Raw genomic sequence first — 15,662 nt, forward strand, 5'->3', positions numbered from 1 at the left:
GCGCTGGGAGTGTGCCGCAATCGTTCGGGCGCGTCACCCCGAGGGCGGGTTCAACCGAGGCGGGCAGGGGAGAGCATGGCGGACTCCAGGCCGAAGCGGGTCAACTGTTCCGGCAGGGGTTGGCCACGTACCAGGGCGGCGCTGGCCTGGCCCATGGCCGGAGACGTCTGGATGCCATAGCCGCCTTGTCCGGCGACCCAGAACAGCCCGGGTACCTGTGGATCGAAGCCGGCCAGCAAGTCACCGTCGCTGACGAAACTGCGCAGGCCGGCCCAGGTCCGGGTCGGACGACGAATGCTCAAGGTGGTGGCTTCTTCGATCTGGTAGATGCCCAGGGCAATGTCCAGCTCTTCGGGCTGCACATCATGGGGCTCCACCGGGTCGGCGTTGGCCGGCGAGCCGAGGAACATGCCGGCGTCGGGCTTCATGTAGAAGGATTCGTCCAGGCTCACCAGCATCGGCCAGCGGTGGCTATCGAGCCCTTCCGGGCCGGCGAAGATAAAGGCCGCCCGGCGCTTGGGTTGCAGGCCCTGGGGGCGGGCACCGGCCATGACGCCGATCTGATCGGCCCAGGCCCCGGCAGCGTTGATCAGCACCGGAGCGCTGAAATCCTGGCCGCTGGTTTGGACCTGCCACAGCCCTTGTTCATCACGACGCAGTCCCAGCACTTCATGGTCGGTATAGAGCTGGCCCTGATGACGGCGGATGCCCCGCAGGTAGCCCTGATGCAGGGCGTCGGTGTCGATGTCGCTGGCACTGGGGTCGTAGAGGGCGCCATGGACCTTTTCGCGACGCAGGATCGGCAGACGAGCGCAGGCTTCGTCTGCACTGAGCAGTTGCATCTCCGGCACCGTGGCCTTGGCGCTCAGGTACTGGTTGTTCAGTTCGGCCGGATCGCCGGTGAAGTCCACGGTCATTTCTCCTCGTGGCGTCAGCAGCGGGTGGTCGCAGAAACCCTCCGGCGGGTGGTCGAAAAAGTCCCGGCTGGCCAGGGTCAGGGCCCGCACCTGGGCGGTGCCATAGGCGGCGGTGTAGAGCGCGGCAGAGCGGCCGGTGGAGTGATAGGCCGGGTGAGACTCGCGCTCCAGCACGATGACGCGGCCGTGGCGCGACAGCCAGAAACCGGTGGAGGCCCCGGCGATACCGCCGCCGATGATGATGAAGTCTGCCTGGATCATTCAAAGCTCCTGGAAAAGTGCAAGTGACGGGCCCTTAGTGCGGCTGCCGCAGGTGGTACAGGGCATTGGCCAGGGCGATGTCTTCCAGGCCCAGGCCGATGGAGCGGAAGAACACATGGCGTTCGGCACTGGGGCGTTGAGCCTGGTTGCTCAGTAGCTCCGGCAGGTCGCCGAGAATTGCCGCGCTGTCCCAGCCGTGCTGTTCGCCGGCAATCAGCATCTCGCCGGCCGAGCCCGGGGTGGTACGGCGATAGTCACAATAGACCTGCATCTGCTGCAGTGCGGCGGGCGGCACTTCATGGGCCCGTGGTGCATTGGTGCTGATGGAGGTGATCAGCGCCGGCTTGCTGAGGGTGCGTGGGTCGATGACCGGTCCGGCGGACGAGGTGCAGAGCATGATCACGTCCGCATCTTCGACAGCCTCTTCAAGCTGCTGGACGATTTGCAGGCGCGGATCGAGGGCCTTGAGGTGCGCATGCTCTTCGGCGGATTTACTGGCCAGGCTTGGGGAATAGAGACGGATGCTCTGCCATGGGCGCAGGTCTTTCACGTAGTGCAGATGAGCCTGGGCCACGGCGCCGCTGCCGATGATTGCCAGGTGCCGGGACTCGGGCGTAGCCAGTGCCTCGACGGCGACCGCCGTAGTGGCGGCGGTGCGTGCGGTGGTCAGTTCGGCGGCGTCGCACAGCAGCAGGGGCTGGCCGCTGTCCATTGACATCAGCAGGGTCCAGGCGGTGACCAGCGGGCCTTCGGCGCGAACGATGTAGGGCGAGGTCTTGACCCCGTAGACCCGATCTTCAGCCAGCACGCCCAGGTAGTTGATGAAGTCGCCGGCGCCCTGGGGAAATTCCACCAGTTGTTGTGCCGGTTGTACGGCGAGTCCGGCGGCCAGGTCGCGAAACAGTTTGCGCAGGGTCTGCGGGACGTCGATTTGCGCGAGCAATTGGCGGGCTTCGGTTTGGGCAATCAGGTAGGGCGTGCTGGGCATGTAGGCGTTCCCAAAGAATTAAACTCATTTGTCCATTATGGACTTTTAGTTTCTGCGGGCAATATCCAGGCAAAAAAAAACGCAGCCTGTGGTCGGGCTGCGTTTTTCAGATGGGCTAGGCGCTCTGGGAGCGCCGGTTATCAGGCTTGCGGGCGTTTGCGCTCCACCGGGCGCAGCAGTTCTGCGGGCGGCATCTCGCAGCTGATCTTGCGCCCCAGCAGGGCTTCGATTGATGGCAGCTGGTAGGAGTCGTCCTCACCGGCGAAGCTGATGGACACGCCGTCGGCCCCGGCACGACCGGTACGGCCGATGCGGTGCACGTAGTCGTCCGGCACTTCCGGCAGGGTGAAGTTGATCACGTGGCTGATGCCGTCGATGTGAATGCCGCGACCGGCCACGTCGGTGGCTACCAGGACCCGGATCTTGCCTTCGCGGAAGCCTTCCAGGGTCTTGATCCGCTTGTGCTGCGGTACGTCGCCGGACAGCTGGGCGGCGTTCACGCCGTCGCGAACCAGGCGTTCTTCGATGCGCCGCACTTCATCCTTGCGGTTGGCGAAGACCATGACCCGCTCCCAGCCGTTGTCGGTGACCAGGTTGTACAGCAGCTTGTACTTGTCGGCCCCGGCGACCGCATAAATGTGCTGTTCGACGTTTTCGCTGGCGACGTTTTCGGACTCGATCTCGACGATGGACGGGTCGGTGGTCCACTGCTTAGCCAGGTTCATCACGTCTTCGGTGAAGGTGGCGGAGAACAGCAGGGTCTGACGTTCGCTCTTGGGCGGGGTCTGACGAATGATCTGACGCACTTGCGGGATGAAGCCCATGTCGAGCATGCGGTCGGCTTCGTCCAGCACCATCACTTCGACCATGTCCAGGTGCACGTCACCGCGCTGGTTGAAGTCCAGCAGGCGGCCCGGGGTGGCCACCAGGATGTCGCAGTGGCGAGCTTCCAGGTGCTTGAGCTGCTTGTCGAAATCCATGCCGCCGACGAAGGTCATGACGTTGAGGCCGGTGTATTTGGTCAGGGCCGCGGCGTCCTTGGCGATCTGCACCACCAGTTCCCGGGTCGGGGCAATGATCAGCGCCCGTGGTTCGCCCATGTAGCGTTCTTTCGGCGGCGGGGTCTGCAGCAACTGGGTGATGATCGAGATCAGGAACGCAGCGGTCTTGCCGGTGCCGGTCTGGGCCCGGCCGATGGCGTCTTTGCCCGCCAGGGTAAAGCCCAGTACCTGGGCCTGGATCGGTGTGCAGTAGGGAAAGCCCAGGTCCTGGATGGCGTGCATCAGTTCCGGAGCGAGCTTGAAGTCGTGGAAACGGGTCTTGCCTTCCTGGGGTTCCACCACGAAGTCTTCGAGTTTCCAGGTGCTGACCGCTGGTTTTGGCGGCCGCGGGCGGCGCGGTTGCTCAGGTTTGGGTTGCTCGGCCTTGGGCTTCTCTTGGCGCGGCGCTGTGGGAGCGGAAGGGGCGGCCGGTGTGTTCACCGGTTCTTTTTTAGCTGCGGTAGCAGGTGCGCTCCGTTCCGGCTGACGGCCGTCATTACGGCTGCTGGAACTGGGGGAAGGGGCACTGGGGCTTGGCGCGAGCGGCTCAGCCTCGCTTTTACCGAAGATTTTCTTGAGTGCTTTGAGCACGGTCATCTCATCAATTGGTTAAGGAATGTACGCCGGCCAGTGTAATGCAAGAAACGGGCGCGGCGTAGTCTGTTGCTCGTGGTCCAGGTGCGAGGCGTTTGTTCTAGCGCAAACGCTCGCTCAGCCAGGTGCCGATATCGCGGATTTCCTCCGGTAACACCTCGTGTCCCATTGGGTATTCCTGCCATGTCACGGTGACACCATGCTGTTTCAGGTACTCATAGGCGGTGCGGCCCATGGCGTTCTGCACCACTTCGTCGTACTGGCCGTGCAGTGACAGCACCGGAATCCGCTGTTGGCTGGCGCAAAGTTGCAGTTCATCGCCAAAGGTCGGTGCGTAGGTGGAGAGGGCAAGTACGCCACCCAAGGGACCCTGCCATTTGAGGAAGGCGGTGTGCAGTACTACGGCGCCACCCTGAGAGAAACCCGCTAGGAAAATGCGCGATGCGTCTATTCCGCTGGTGCGTTGTTCTTCGATCAGTCTGATGACTTCGTCAGATGATTCGTCGAGCTGTTCGCGACTGATCGCACGAGCCGGGTTCATGGCCAAAATGTCGTACCAGCTGGGCATGGCGTATCCGCCATTGATGGTCACGGCACGGGTCGGTGCCTGGGGCAGGACGAAGCGGGTGCTCAAGAGTTTTTCCTGCAGCATCTCGGCCACCGGCAGGAAGTCGTAACGGTCCGCTCCCAGGCCATGAAGCCAGATCACACAGGCGTCTGCGGGCTTGCTGGGCTGAAGAATCAAGGGCTCGGTCATGGCTGCTCCATTTGTGTGCGTGCGCGCTGATTGAGTGCGAGGTTAAGGGGCGCGCCCGGTTGATCGGTGAAGAAGATGTCGCACGGTTGAACGTTTTGCTATTGACCACTGGCTGAAACGCTTTAGCCGAAACTGTGGTACGGGCTTTGCTATGGCTCGGAAAGAGGAGCGGATGTGATAGCACGCTCTGCCGGCGGTAACACTAACAGGCTACCGCGGGCGATGGCATACCCAGCTCCTCTGATACAGGTTCGCCTACGGCCGCTACGGGCTCTGTGAACTGCAAAGGGCTACAGCCCGTTCGGCCGATTGGTGAGATGTAGGTCCCCCATTACGTGGATTTCTCCTACTAGACTCATAGCGAAGGTCTTACGCCGCTTGACCCTATAAAAAAGCCGACACGGGTCAACAGCGCCTCATGAGGGTGCGGCAGGACTCAAGCTCCGACACAACAAGAGCAAAACTGGAGGTTTGAATGAAGATGTTGAAATCCACCCTGGCCGTCGTGACGGCGGCCACGGTACTGGCTACAAGCGGTTTCGCACAGGCGGGTGCGACCCTCGATGCAGTACAGAAGAAAGGTTTCGTACAGTGCGGCGTCAGTGATGGTTTGCCGGGATTCTCGGTACCGGACGCTACCGGCAAGATTCTCGGCATCGACGCCGATGTCTGCCGTGCCGTGGCCGCAGCCGTATTCGGCGATGCGACCAAGGTCAAGTTCAGCCAGTTGAACGCCAAGGAGCGCTTCACTGCGCTGCAATCCGGTGAGATCGACGTGCTGTCGCGCAATACCACCTGGACCAGCTCCCGCGATGCGGGCATGGGCCTGATGTTTGCCGGCGTCACTTATTACGACGGCATCGGCTTTCTGGTGAACAACAAGCTGGGTGTGAAAAGTGCCAAGGAGCTGGACGGTGCGACCATCTGTATTCAAGCCGGTACTACCACTGAGCTGAACGTGTCGGACTACTTCCGCGGCAATGGTCTGAAATACACCCCGATCACCTTTGACACCTCCGATGAGAGTGCCAAGTCCCTGGAGTCCGGTCGTTGCGACGTACTGACCTCCGACAAGTCCCAGCTTTACGCACAGCGCAGCAAGCTGGCGACTCCGACCGATTATGTCGTACTGCCGGAAACCATCTCCAAGGAGCCTTTGGGCCCGGTGGTGCGTAAAGGCGACGAAGAGTGGTTCAGCATCGTCAAGTGGACCCTGTTCGCCATGCTTAACGCCGAAGAGGCGGGCGTCACTTCGAAAAACGTCGAAGCTGAAGCCAAGTCCACCAAGAACCCTGATGTAGCACGTCTGCTGGGCGCGGACGGTGAATACGGCAAAGACCTGAAACTGCCGAAGGACTGGGTAGTACAGATCGTCAAGCAAGTAGGTAACTACGGTGAAGTGTTCGAGAAAAACCTCGGCAAGAGCACGCCACTGGCCATCGACCGCGGCCTGAACGCGCTGTGGAACAACGGCGGCATCCAATACGCACCACCTGTGCGCTGATGGTTCTATCACCCGGCGGGCCAACCGCCGGGTGATGTTCTGTTCCATTATTCCTGGGGCACTTCATGCAAAATACAATCGGCGCACCCAAGCAGAGGCTTAGCCTCAGCGACCCGCGTGTGCGCGCCTGGTTATTCCAGATCATCACCATAGTGGCGGTGGTTTCGCTGGGCTGGTTTCTGTTCGACAACACGCAAACCAACCTCCAGCACCGGGGTATTACCTCGGGTTTCGACTTTCTTGAGCGCAGCGCCGGTTTCGGCATCGCTCAACACTTGATTGCCTACACCGAAGCGGACAGCTATGCCCGGGTCTTCGTCATCGGTCTGCTCAATACGCTGCTGGTGACTTTTATCGGGGTGATCCTGGCCACCTTGCTGGGGTTCATCATCGGGGTGGCGCGGCTGTCGCAGAACTGGATCATCAGCAAGCTGGCGACGGTGTATGTGGAAGTGTTCCGCAACATTCCGCCGCTGCTGCAGATCCTGTTCTGGTACTTCGCGGTGTTCCTGACCATGCCGGGGCCGCGCAACAGCCATAACTTCGGCGACACCTTCTTCGTCAGCAGTCGTGGCTTGAACATGCCGGCGGCGCAGATGGCTCCGGGGTTCTGGGCGTTCGTTGCGAGTGTGGCGCTTGCCGTGATCGCCATCGTGCTGATGTGCCGCTGGGCCAACAAGCGCTTTGAGGCCACCGGGGTGCCGTTCCACAAGTTCTGGACCGGCCTGGCGTTGCTGCTGCTGATTCCGGCATTGTGCACGCTGGTCTTCGGCTCGCCCGTGCATTGGGAATTGCCGAAGCTGCAGGGCTTCAACTTCGTCGGCGGCTGGGTACTGATCCCCGAACTCTTGGCCCTGACTCTGGCCCTGACCGTCTACACCGCGGCGTTTATCGCCGAGATCGTGCGTTCCGGGATCAAGTCGGTCAGCCATGGCCAGACCGAAGCGGCGCGCTCCCTGGGGCTGCGCAACGGTCCGACCCTGCGCAAGGTGATCATTCCCCAAGCCTTGCGGGTGATCATTCCGCCGTTGACCAGCCAATACCTGAACCTGGCGAAGAACTCGTCCCTGGCGGCGGGTATCGGTTACCCGGAAATGGTTTCGCTGTTCGCCGGTACGGTGCTCAACCAGACCGGTCAGGCCATCGAGGTCATTGCCATCACCATGAGCGTGTACCTGGCAATCAGCATCAGCATTTCCCTGCTGATGAACTGGTACAACAAGCGCATTGCGCTGATCGAGCGGTGAGGAAGCGCCCATGACGACTCATACTTTCAAGCCCGATATGCCGCCGCCCAGCAGCAGTATCGGTGTGCTGGCGTGGATGCGCGCCAACATGTTTTCCAGCTGGCTCAACACCCTGTTGACCCTGTTTGCCTTCTACCTGATCTACCTTGTGGTGCCGCCGATCCTGCATTGGGCGATCCTCGACGCCAACTGGGTCGGCACCAGCCGTGCCGACTGCACCAAGGACGGCGCCTGCTGGGTGTTCATCCAGCAGCGATTCGGCCAGTTCATGTATGGCTACTACCCGGTGGAGCTGCGCTGGCGGGTGGACCTGACCGTGTGGCTGGCAGTGATCGGCGTGGCCCCCTTGTTCATCTCGCGCTTTGCCCGCAAGGCGATCTACGGCCTGTGTTTCCTGGTGTGGTACCCGGTGGTGGCCTACACCCTGTTGCACGGCGGCTACCTGGGTCTGAGCAATGTCGCCACCAGCCAATGGGGCGGCCTGATGCTGACCCTGGTGATCGCCACCGTGGGGATTGCTGGAGCCTTGCCGCTGGGAATCTTGCTGGCGCTGGGACGGCGTTCCAACCTGCCGGCGATCCGCGTGGTCTGCGTGACCTTCATCGAGTTCTGGCGCGGCGTGCCGCTGATCACGGTGCTGTTCATGTCCTCGGTGATGCTGCCGCTGTTCCTGCCCGAGGGCATGAACTTCGACAAGCTGCTGCGAGCGCTGATCGGGGTGATCCTGTTCCAGTCGGCCTATGTGGCCGAGGTGGTGCGTGGTGGTTTGCAGGCCATTCCCAAGGGCCAGTACGAAGCGGCCGCCGCCATGGGCCTGGGTTACTGGCGCGCCATGGGCCTGGTGATTCTGCCTCAGGCCCTGAAGCTGGTGATCCCCGGCATCGTCAACACCTTCATCGCCCTGTTCAAGGACACCAGCCTGGTGATCATCATCGGCCTGTTCGACCTGCTCAACAGCGTCAAGCAAGCCGCCGCCGACCCCAAATGGCTGGGCATGGCCACCGAAGGCTATGTCTTCGCGGCCCTGGTGTTCTGGATTTTCTGTTTTGGTATGTCCCGCTACTCCATGCATCTGGAGCGTAAGTTGGACACAGGCCACAAGCGTTAGGAGTACCTCCATGAGTGAAGCGAGCAAAAAGCCTGTGGGCCCTGAAGGCATTATTCAGATGCAGGGTGTGAACAAGTGGTACGGCCAGTTCCACGTGTTGAAGGACATCAACCTCAACGTCAGGCAGGGCGAGCGCATCGTCCTGTGCGGGCCCTCGGGTTCGGGCAAATCCACCACCATCCGTTGCCTCAATCGCCTGGAAGAACACCAGCAGGGGCGCATTGTGGTGGACGGCGTGGAGCTGACCAACGACCTCAAGCAGATCGAGGCCATTCGCCGGGAAGTGGGCATGGTGTTCCAGCACTTCAACCTGTTCCCGCACCTGACCATTCTGCAGAACTGCACCCTGGCGCCGATGTGGGTGCGCAAGATGCCCAAGCGCAAGGCCGAGGAAATTGCCATGCACTACCTGGAGCGGGTGCGCATTCCGGAGCAGGCCAACAAGTACCCGGGCCAGCTTTCCGGTGGTCAGCAGCAACGGGTGGCGATTGCCCGGGCGCTGTGCATGAAGCCCAAGATCATGCTGTTTGACGAACCCACCTCGGCCCTGGACCCGGAAATGGTCAAGGAGGTGCTGGACACCATGATCGGCCTCGCCGAAGACGGCATGACCATGCTCTGCGTGACCCACGAAATGGGCTTTGCCCGCACCGTGGCCAACCGGGTGATCTTCATGGACAAGGGCGAGATCGTCGAGCAGGCGGCACCGAACGACTTCTTCGACAACCCGCAGAATGATCGCACCAAGCTGTTCCTGAGTCAGATCCTGCATTGATCCTGCTGCAGGACCCGCGCTGAAGATAAACCCGGACTGGCTCCGGGTTTATTTTTGCCCGGCGTTCAACTGCCGGCAGCGCCGAGCTGTTGTTCGGATGAGTCGCGGGAGGCAGAGGGCGCCAGTTGCGGTTCGCTGAGATCCAGTACGTCCTTCATCAACTGCGGGTGGCGATCCAGCAGGCGCATCAGCATGTACAAGGGCTGAGGTGCGCTGACTTCGCCGCGCTCGTAGCGGGAAAAGGCATTGTGCCCGCCGCTCGAAAGCAGCCTGACGGCTTCTTTCTGGGAAAGGTGCAGCTTGCGGCGGATGCGCTTCATGTCTGCAGCGACGATCTGCCGATACTCCTCCAGCAATTGGTCGCCCGCGGCCGCGTAACGTTCTGCGCTCGCTGCGTCGAATTCGATTTCATTGCATTCCTGGCATTCCCAGCCGGCCAGGCCATGGAGGTGACGCAACAGGTGCCGGTAGTCGATGAGCTCGCTGCGTTGCTCGAACGCCAGCATGCCGCTCGGGGCGCCGCAGCTGTAGCACTGTTGTCGTTTCATGTTTCTGCCTCCTTGAAGGAGATCACTGGAGGCCCATGCCGGGGCGCTGGGTGATCTTGATGTAGAGCGTCCGGTTATCGATGCCGGTGTAATACACGTCCTGCCACACCCGGTGATCGTGATAGGTGGTCATCGATTTGTAGAACATGCTGCCCTGGAGTCCGGCTATCACTCGTTGCATGGCGGCCAGGGACAATCCGAGTTCCTTGCCGCAGAGCAACGCACTTCGAGTGAAGGCTTGTGCCCCTTGCCGAACGACCTGTGCCTTGATCAACGACAGGTCGTAATGAGGTGTTTTCTTTTCCATGAGACACCCTTGAGGCTTGACCGAAACTACCCTTATAGGGTTTTTTGTCAAGGCCTGTTTGAGATGGCGAAAGTGCCTCCTCCAGCCTAAAACGTTGAACTCTCGGAAAAGCCTGAATACCATGTCGGGCAATTCGTCCGATGATTGGATGAAAGAGTGAGTTCAATGAGCGAAATTTCCCCTCTGATCAAACGTTCCCTGGTCGATCAGGCCCTGGAACAGCTGCGCCTGCGCATCACCAATGGCGCCTGGGCTGTCGGCCAGCGCTTGCCCACCGAACCGGAACTGGCCAGCGAACTGGGCATCAGCCGCAACACCGTGCGCGAAGCCATGCGCGTGCTGGCGTTCTCCGGGCTGATCGAGATCCGCCAGGGCGACGGCAGCTACCTGCGGGCGGTGGCCGATCCCCTGGACATGCTCCAGGCCCTGTCCCAATGCTCCCTGGAACAGGCCCGGGAAACCCGGCAGATCCTAGAAGTGGAGGCGGTTGGCCTCGCGGCCCTGCGTCGCACCGACGACGACCTGCGCACCTTGAACGAAGCCTTGCAGGCCAGCGGCGGGCATTTTCATGGCGATCTGGAAAGCTACATCGCCTGCGATCTGGTGTTTCATCAGGGCCTGGTGGATGCCGCACACAATCCGACTCTCAGTCAGCTGTACCGCTATTTCTCCAGTGTGGTGGGCGCCCAGTTGCGCCAGGCCTTGACGGTCACTCCGCGTCGCCAGGACGTCTTCGATCTCCACCAGCACCTGCTGGATGCCATCGAGCAGGGCGACCCCGAGCGGGCCAAGCACCTTTCCCGCCAGTTGATCAACGAATCCTGAATCCGAGACCTATATGTCCAACCACCAGGCCCCCCCGAACACCCCGTCGCCTCCAGAGTTGTTGATTGACGCCGAGGCCGATGACGAAGAAGTCCAGCAGGCTCCGCCACCTTTGCGGCGGCCCTGGCTGTTGCTGCTGGGGCTGATCCTGGTGGCGTTGAACCTGCGTCCGGCGCTGTCGAGCATGGCGCCGTTGCTCAGTGACGTATCCCAGAACCTGGGCCTGTCGGCCGCCAAGGCGGGGTTGCTGACCACCTTGCCGGTGTTGTGTCTGGGGCTGTTTGCTCCTTTGGCGCCGCTGCTGGCCCGGCGTTTCGGCGCCGAACGGGTGGTGCTGGGGATTCTCCTGACCCTGGCCCTGGGCATTGTCCTGCGCAGTTCCCTCGGTGAGTTCGGCGTCTTTGCCGGGAGCATCCTGGCAGGGGCCAGCATCGGCGTGATCGGGGTGCTGCTGCCGGGCATCGTCAAGCGCGACTTCGCCCGGCATGCGGGAACCATGACCGGGGTCTACACCATGGCCCTGTGCCTGGGGGCGGCCATGGCGGCAGGGGCGACAGTGCCCTTGAGCCATCACTTTGATGACAGCTGGGCCATGGGCCTTGGCTTCTGGGTGGTGCCGGCGTTGGTGGCGGCGCTGTTCTGGTTGCCTCAAGTGGGGCAGAAACACGGCGCTCACCATGTCGCCTTCCGTGTCCGCGGGTTGCTGCGTGATCGTCTGGCCTGGCAGGTGACCTTGTACATGGGGCTGCAATCGTCCCTGGCCTACATCGTGTTTGGCTGGTTGCCGTCGATCCTGATCGGTCGTGGTCTGACTCCAACCCAGGCCGGACTGGTGCTGTCGGGTTCGGTGATCGTGCAACTGGCCAGCTCCCTGGCGGCGCCCTGGCTGGCGACTCGCGGCAAGGATCAGCGTCTGGCCATTGTGATTGTCATGTTGATGACCTTGGGCGGCCTGTTCGGCTGTCTCTATGCGCCGCTTGACGGCTTGTGGGGCTGGGCCATTCTGTTGGGCCTGGGGCAGGGCGGCACTTTCAGCCTGGCCCTGACCTTGATCGTCCTGCGTTCACGGGATACCCATGTGGCAGCCAACCTGTCGAGCATGGCCCAGGGCATCGGCTACACCCTGGCGTCCATGGGGCCGTTTGCCGTGGGGCTGGTGCATGACTGGACCGGCGGCTGGAACGCCGTGGGCTGGATCTTCGCTGTGCTGGGCAGTGGGGCGATCATTGCCGGGCTGGGCGCCGGCCGTTCGCTGTATGTGCAGGTGCAAAGCGAGAGAATCTGATGGGCGTCACTGTCGGTATTTGCACGGCAAATGCCGATAGTTTTCTCAAGGTGTGCGGATTATTGTGCAGGCATCCCTTTGCCCTTTCGGAGTCCGCCCATGAGTGATGCCCACCGCGCCCTGATCACTGAGTTCTATCAGGCCTTCCAGCGGCTCGATGCCGAGGCCATGAGCGCTTGCTATACCGAGGACGTCGTATTCAGTGATCCGGCCTTCGGCGAATTGCGCGGGCGTGACGCTGGCGACATGTGGCGCATGCTCACTTCCCGGGCCAAGGACTTTTCCCTGACGTTCGATCAGGTGCATGCCGACGAGCGCTCGGGTGGTGCGCACTGGGTCGCCACTTACCTGTTCAGCCAGACCGGCAACACGGTGGTCAACGATATTCAGGCGCGCTTCGTGTTTCGCGATGGCAAGATCTGTGAGCACCACGACCATTTCGACATGTGGCGTTGGGCGCGTCAGGCCCTGGGAGCCAAGGGGCTGCTGCTGGGCTGGACGCCGTTCTTGAAAAATGCCGTTCGCGCCCAGGCCCGCAAAGGCTTGAAGGCTTTCCAGGGCGGCCGTTGAAAACCATCCTCTGCTAAGATCGCGGCTTGTTATCCACAAGCCTCGATGCCCTTTGTGACCAGCCCCGATCCCTCTCCCGTCGTTGAAGCCGCTTCGCCAGTGGCGGACAGCAAACCCTGGTTCGTCTACCTGGTGCGTGCCGCCAATGGGGCCTTGTATTGCGGCATCAGCGATGATCCGCAGCGGCGTTTCGCCAAGCACCAGAGTGGCAAGGGCGCGCGGTTTTTTCTCTCCAGCCCCGCCGTGGCGCTGGTCTATACCGAAGCCTGCCGGGACAAGAGCGAGGCTCTGCGCCAGGAGCGGTTGATCAAGAAACTCAGGAAAAGCGCCAAGGAATGCCTGGTGGCTTCTGCCGGTGCAACCGCATCAATCTGACTGATAGGTTCTCATCAGTTGGATCTGTAGGCCGTCCACGGATTGCGCGCTAAGCTCAGCGTTCTCCCTCTTCCGGCGGAACCCAGCATGTCAGAGTTGATCCTGCACCATTACCCGACTTCTCCATTTGCGGAAAAAGCCCGCCTGCTCCTGGGCTTCAAGGGCCTGTCCTGGCGCTCCGTGAAGATTTCCCCGGTGATGCCCAAGCCTGATCTGACTGCCCTGACCGGTGGCTATCGCAAGACGCCGGTACTGCAGGTCGGTGCTGATATCTATTGCGACACGGCTTTGATCGCCCGGCGTCTGGAGCAGGAAAAGGCCTCGCCGGCGCTGTTCCCTGAAGGCCAGGAAATGATCAGCGCGACCTTCGCCGCCTGGGTCGACTCGGTGGTGTTCCAGCATGCAGTGACTCTGGTGTTCCAGCCCGAATCGGCAGCTGCACGCTTTGGCAAGTTGCCGCCGGAAGCAGTCAAGGCCTTCATGGCCGACCGCGCCGCGTTGTTCAGTGGCGGCAGCGCCAGCCGTCTGCCCCTGGAAGTGGCCAAGCATCAATGGCCAACCATCATGACGCGTCTGGAGCAGCAACTGCAGCGCGAGCCGGGGGACTTCCTGTTTGGCGAACCCTCGATTGCCGATATCGCCCTGGCTCACCCGCTGTGGTTTCTCAAGGGCACGCCGGTGACGGCGCCGCTGGTGGACGCGTATCCGGCGGTGGCCGCCTGGTTGGCGCGGGTGCTGGGCTTTGGTCACGGCTCTTTCACCGAAATGAGCGCCGAAGAGGCGCTTGAGGTGTCACGCAGCGCTACCCCGGCAGCCCTGCCTGATGAGCCGTTTGTCGATCCCAACGGCTTCGCGGCGGGGCAGCAGGTGGTGATTGCCGCCACCGATTATGGTGTTGATCCTGTAGCGGGAGAGTTGCTGTTCGCCGGCACTGAAGAGTTGATCCTGCGTCGCGAAGACTCCCGAGCCGGTGTGGTGCATGTGCACTTCCCGCGGTTGGGTTTCCGTATCCAGGCGCAGTGATCGAGGAGAAGCAGGCTGGTGTAGGAGCTGGCTTGCCAGCGAAGGCGCCCTCAAGATCGGTGCACGATCTGCTGGCCGCGCCGCCCAGCTCCTACTGACGTTGCAGCGCAGCCATGATGGCCTCGGGGTCGTAGGTGCGCAGCAGGGTTCCATTCACATCCAGGATCGGAATCCCGGCACCGCCCAGTTCGGTATAGGCCTTGCGCGCCTCGGCATCTTTCTCGATGTCGAACTCCTGATAGGGAATGCCCTTCTGATCGAGAAAGCGCCGGGTGGCCTTGCAGTAGCCGCACCAGTCGGTGGCGTAGAGCACGACCCGGGCCTGGCTACGGATCTCTTCGCTGACCACCGCCGAAGGGTTGAACAGTCGTTCGATCTTGCCCCAGTTCTGATAGACCACCACCACCAGCAGGATCAGCAGGAACTTCTTCAGTACTCCCTGGAGCATCAGTTGCGGCGCTTGAGCTGGTCAGTCAGTTGGGTCGGCAGGCCCTTGATGATCAGGGTTCCGGCTTCTTCGTCGTACTCGATCTTCGAGCCCAGCAGGTGGGCCTCGAAGCTGATGGACAGGCCTTCGGCGCGACCGGTGAAGCGGCGGAACTGGTTGAGGGTGCGCTTGTCTGCGGGAATCTCCGGCGACAGGCCGTAATCCTTGTTGCGGATGTGATCGTAGAACGCCTTGGGACGGTCTTCGTCGATCAATTCAGAGAGTTCTTCCAGGCCCATGGGTTCGCCGAGTTTGGCCTGGCTGCTGGCGTAGTCCACCAGGGTCTTGGTCTTTTCCCGGGCCGAATCTTCCGGCAGGTCTTCGCTTTCGACGAAGTCGCTGAAGGCCTTGAGCAGGGTACGGGTTTCGCCCGGGCCGTCGACGCCTTCCTGGCAGCCGATGAAGTCGCGGAAGTACTCCGAGACCTTCTTGCCGTTCTTGCCCTTGATAAAGGAGATGTACTGCTTGGACTGCTTGTTGTTCTGCCACTCGGAGATGTTGATCCGCGCGGCGAGGTGCAGTTGGCCCAGATCCAGGTGGCGGGACGGGGTCACGTCCAGCTGGTCGGTCACGGCCACACCTTCGCTGTGGTGCAGCAGGGCGATGGCCAGGTAATCGGTCATGCCTTGTTGGTAATGGGCAAACAGCACGTGCCCACCCACCGACAGGTTGGACTCTTCCATCAGCTTCTGCAGATGCTCCACCGCCACCCGACTGAAAGCGGTGAAGTCCTGGCCGCCGTCCAGGTACTCCTTCAGCCAGCCGCTGAAGGGGAAAGCGCCGGACTCGGGATGGAACAGGCCCCAGGCTTTGCCCTGTTTGGCGTTATAGCTTTCATTGAGATCGGCGAGCATGTTTTCGATGGCCGCGGACTCTGCCAGTTCGGAGTCTCGGGCATGAAGAACTGCGGGGCTGCCGTCGGGTTTTTTGTCGATCAGGTGGACGATGCAATGACGGATCGGCATGGGCTTCTCGGCTGATTGAAGGGGGAGGGCGGGCTCCCCGAAAAAGTGCCCAGTGTACCGCACCCGCTGGTTTTGGCGTGGTTTGC

16 protein-coding genes and 1 pseudogene are annotated in these 15,662 nt (G+C 61.7%); 9 read left to right on the top strand and 8 right to left on the bottom strand.

The features are described 5' to 3' along the window. Positions 1 to 50: 50 nt before the first annotated feature. The 4 genes from P7C00_RS05765 to P7C00_RS05780 form a co-directional block, all read right to left on the bottom strand. A complete protein-coding gene (locus P7C00_RS05765; RefSeq protein ID WP_404938285.1) occupies positions 51 to 1,178 on the bottom strand; it encodes an NAD(P)/FAD-dependent oxidoreductase in 1,128 nt (375 codons plus the stop codon). Positions 1,179 to 1,212: 34 nt separating this feature from the next. After that, positions 1,213 to 2,166 carry an ornithine cyclodeaminase family protein gene (locus P7C00_RS05770; protein ID WP_404938286.1) on the bottom strand — a complete coding sequence of 318 codons (954 nt, stop codon included), beginning with the start codon at positions 2,164 to 2,166 and terminating at the stop codon, positions 1,213 to 1,215. Between the two features lie 140 nt (positions 2,167 to 2,306). Continuing rightward, positions 2,307 to 3,803 (bottom strand): ATP-dependent RNA helicase RhlB, encoded by a 1,497-nt coding sequence (gene rhlB, locus P7C00_RS05775; protein ID WP_346633526.1) that lies wholly within the window; start codon positions 3,801 to 3,803, stop codon positions 2,307 to 2,309. A gap of 97 nt (positions 3,804 to 3,900) precedes the next feature. After that, entirely contained in the window at positions 3,901 to 4,557 is a 657-nt protein-coding gene (locus P7C00_RS05780) for an alpha/beta hydrolase (protein WP_346633525.1), read from the bottom strand. Between the two features lie 475 nt (positions 4,558 to 5,032). Between P7C00_RS05780 and P7C00_RS05785 the strand changes: the two genes are divergently transcribed. The 4 genes from P7C00_RS05785 (at position 5,033) to P7C00_RS05800 (ending at position 9,191) form a co-directional block, all read left to right on the top strand. Then, the gene (locus P7C00_RS05785) at positions 5,033 to 6,061 is read left to right on the top strand and encodes an amino acid ABC transporter substrate-binding protein (RefSeq protein ID WP_041116089.1); all 1,029 of its coding nucleotides are present in this window, start codon (positions 5,033 to 5,035) and stop codon (positions 6,059 to 6,061) included. A 65-nt stretch (positions 6,062 to 6,126) separates the two neighbouring features. Beyond that, complete coding sequence (locus P7C00_RS05790; protein ID WP_346633524.1) at positions 6,127 to 7,308, top strand: amino acid ABC transporter permease; 1,182 nt, start codon at positions 6,127 to 6,129, stop codon at positions 7,306 to 7,308. 10 nt (positions 7,309 to 7,318) lie between these two features. After that, positions 7,319 to 8,416, top strand: coding sequence for an amino acid ABC transporter permease (locus tag P7C00_RS05795; RefSeq protein ID WP_346633523.1), 1,098 nt, complete (start codon positions 7,319 to 7,321; stop codon positions 8,414 to 8,416). A gap of 10 nt (positions 8,417 to 8,426) precedes the next feature. Continuing rightward, complete coding sequence (locus tag P7C00_RS05800; RefSeq protein WP_041116093.1) at positions 8,427 to 9,191, top strand: amino acid ABC transporter ATP-binding protein; 765 nt, start codon at positions 8,427 to 8,429, stop codon at positions 9,189 to 9,191. A gap of 65 nt (positions 9,192 to 9,256) precedes the next feature. Here P7C00_RS05800 and P7C00_RS05805 read toward each other — a convergent pair whose 3' ends face one another. Then, positions 9,257 to 9,739, bottom strand: a complete 483-nt coding sequence (locus P7C00_RS05805) for a type II toxin-antitoxin system MqsA family antitoxin (RefSeq protein WP_404938287.1) — start codon at positions 9,737 to 9,739, stop codon at positions 9,257 to 9,259. Continuing rightward, positions 9,736 to 10,046: pseudogene (locus P7C00_RS05810) on the bottom strand (type II toxin-antitoxin system MqsR family toxin). The gene P7C00_RS05805 and the pseudogene P7C00_RS05810 overlap by 4 nt, the downstream one beginning before the upstream one ends. A gap of 165 nt (positions 10,047 to 10,211) precedes the next feature. Between P7C00_RS05810 and P7C00_RS05815 the strand changes: the two are divergent. From P7C00_RS05815 to P7C00_RS05835, 5 genes are all read left to right on the top strand, one after another. Beyond that, positions 10,212 to 10,871, top strand: coding sequence for a FadR/GntR family transcriptional regulator (locus tag P7C00_RS05815; protein ID WP_346633520.1), 660 nt, complete (start codon positions 10,212 to 10,214; stop codon positions 10,869 to 10,871). Positions 10,872 to 10,884: 13 nt separating this feature from the next. Next, on the top strand, positions 10,885 to 12,156 hold the full coding sequence (locus P7C00_RS05820) for a CynX/NimT family MFS transporter (protein ID WP_346633519.1): 1,272 nt from the start codon (positions 10,885 to 10,887) through the stop codon (positions 12,154 to 12,156). A 99-nt stretch (positions 12,157 to 12,255) separates the two neighbouring features. Further along, positions 12,256 to 12,726, top strand: a complete 471-nt coding sequence (locus tag P7C00_RS05825; RefSeq protein ID WP_346633518.1) for a nuclear transport factor 2 family protein — start codon at positions 12,256 to 12,258, stop codon at positions 12,724 to 12,726. A gap of 45 nt (positions 12,727 to 12,771) precedes the next feature. Continuing rightward, positions 12,772 to 13,101, top strand: coding sequence for a GIY-YIG nuclease family protein (locus tag P7C00_RS05830; protein ID WP_346633517.1), 330 nt, complete (start codon positions 12,772 to 12,774; stop codon positions 13,099 to 13,101). Between the two features lie 87 nt (positions 13,102 to 13,188). Beyond that, positions 13,189 to 14,124, top strand: coding sequence for a glutathione S-transferase family protein (locus P7C00_RS05835; RefSeq protein WP_350023633.1), 936 nt, complete (start codon positions 13,189 to 13,191; stop codon positions 14,122 to 14,124). Positions 14,125 to 14,215: 91 nt separating this feature from the next. On the opposite strand, the gene P7C00_RS05840 is transcribed toward P7C00_RS05835, so the two are convergent. Continuing rightward, on the bottom strand, positions 14,216 to 14,572 hold the full coding sequence (locus P7C00_RS05840; RefSeq protein WP_346633515.1) for a glutaredoxin family protein: 357 nt from the start codon (positions 14,570 to 14,572) through the stop codon (positions 14,216 to 14,218). Beyond that, complete coding sequence (yejK, locus tag P7C00_RS05845) at positions 14,572 to 15,576, bottom strand: nucleoid-associated protein YejK (protein ID WP_011059411.1); 1,005 nt, start codon at positions 15,574 to 15,576, stop codon at positions 14,572 to 14,574. Before yejK ends, P7C00_RS05840 begins: the two co-directional genes overlap by 1 nt. Between the last annotated feature and the right edge of the window lie 86 nt (positions 15,577 to 15,662).

The organism is Pseudomonas sp. JDS08PS003 (assembly GCF_045013505.1).
Taxonomy (GTDB): domain Bacteria; phylum Pseudomonadota; class Gammaproteobacteria; order Pseudomonadales; family Pseudomonadaceae; genus Aquipseudomonas; species Aquipseudomonas protegens_B.

Excerpts from the sequence above, each read along its gene's own strand:
- P7C00_RS05790 (WP_346633524.1), top strand. The coding sequence starts at position 6,127 with ATGCAAAATACAATCGGCGCACCCAAGCAGAGGCTTAGCCTCAGCGAC.
- P7C00_RS05805 (WP_404938287.1), bottom strand. The coding sequence starts at position 9,739 with ATGAAACGACAACAGTGCTACAGCTGCGGCGCCCCGAGCGGCATGCTG.
- P7C00_RS05800 (WP_041116093.1), top strand. The coding sequence starts at position 8,427 with ATGAGTGAAGCGAGCAAAAAGCCTGTGGGCCCTGAAGGCATTATTCAG.
- P7C00_RS05770 (WP_404938286.1), bottom strand. The coding sequence starts at position 2,166 with ATGCCCAGCACGCCCTACCTGATTGCCCAAACCGAAGCCCGCCAATTG.
- P7C00_RS05840 (WP_346633515.1), bottom strand. The coding sequence starts at position 14,572 with ATGCTCCAGGGAGTACTGAAGAAGTTCCTGCTGATCCTGCTGGTGGTG.
- P7C00_RS05815 (WP_346633520.1), top strand. The coding sequence starts at position 10,212 with ATGAGCGAAATTTCCCCTCTGATCAAACGTTCCCTGGTCGATCAGGCC.
- yejK (WP_011059411.1), bottom strand. The coding sequence starts at position 15,576 with ATGCCGATCCGTCATTGCATCGTCCACCTGATCGACAAAAAACCCGAC.
- rhlB (WP_346633526.1), bottom strand. The coding sequence starts at position 3,803 with ATGACCGTGCTCAAAGCACTCAAGAAAATCTTCGGTAAAAGCGAGGCT.
- P7C00_RS05795 (WP_346633523.1), top strand. The coding sequence starts at position 7,319 with ATGACGACTCATACTTTCAAGCCCGATATGCCGCCGCCCAGCAGCAGT.
- P7C00_RS05780 (WP_346633525.1), bottom strand. The coding sequence starts at position 4,557 with ATGACCGAGCCCTTGATTCTTCAGCCCAGCAAGCCCGCAGACGCCTGT.
- P7C00_RS05830 (WP_346633517.1), top strand. The coding sequence starts at position 12,772 with ATGCCCTTTGTGACCAGCCCCGATCCCTCTCCCGTCGTTGAAGCCGCT.
- P7C00_RS05820 (WP_346633519.1), top strand. The coding sequence starts at position 10,885 with ATGTCCAACCACCAGGCCCCCCCGAACACCCCGTCGCCTCCAGAGTTG.
- P7C00_RS05785 (WP_041116089.1), top strand. The coding sequence starts at position 5,033 with ATGAAGATGTTGAAATCCACCCTGGCCGTCGTGACGGCGGCCACGGTA.
- P7C00_RS05825 (WP_346633518.1), top strand. The coding sequence starts at position 12,256 with ATGAGTGATGCCCACCGCGCCCTGATCACTGAGTTCTATCAGGCCTTC.
- P7C00_RS05765 (WP_404938285.1), bottom strand. The coding sequence starts at position 1,178 with ATGATCCAGGCAGACTTCATCATCATCGGCGGCGGTATCGCCGGGGCC.
- P7C00_RS05835 (WP_350023633.1), top strand. The coding sequence starts at position 13,189 with ATGTCAGAGTTGATCCTGCACCATTACCCGACTTCTCCATTTGCGGAA.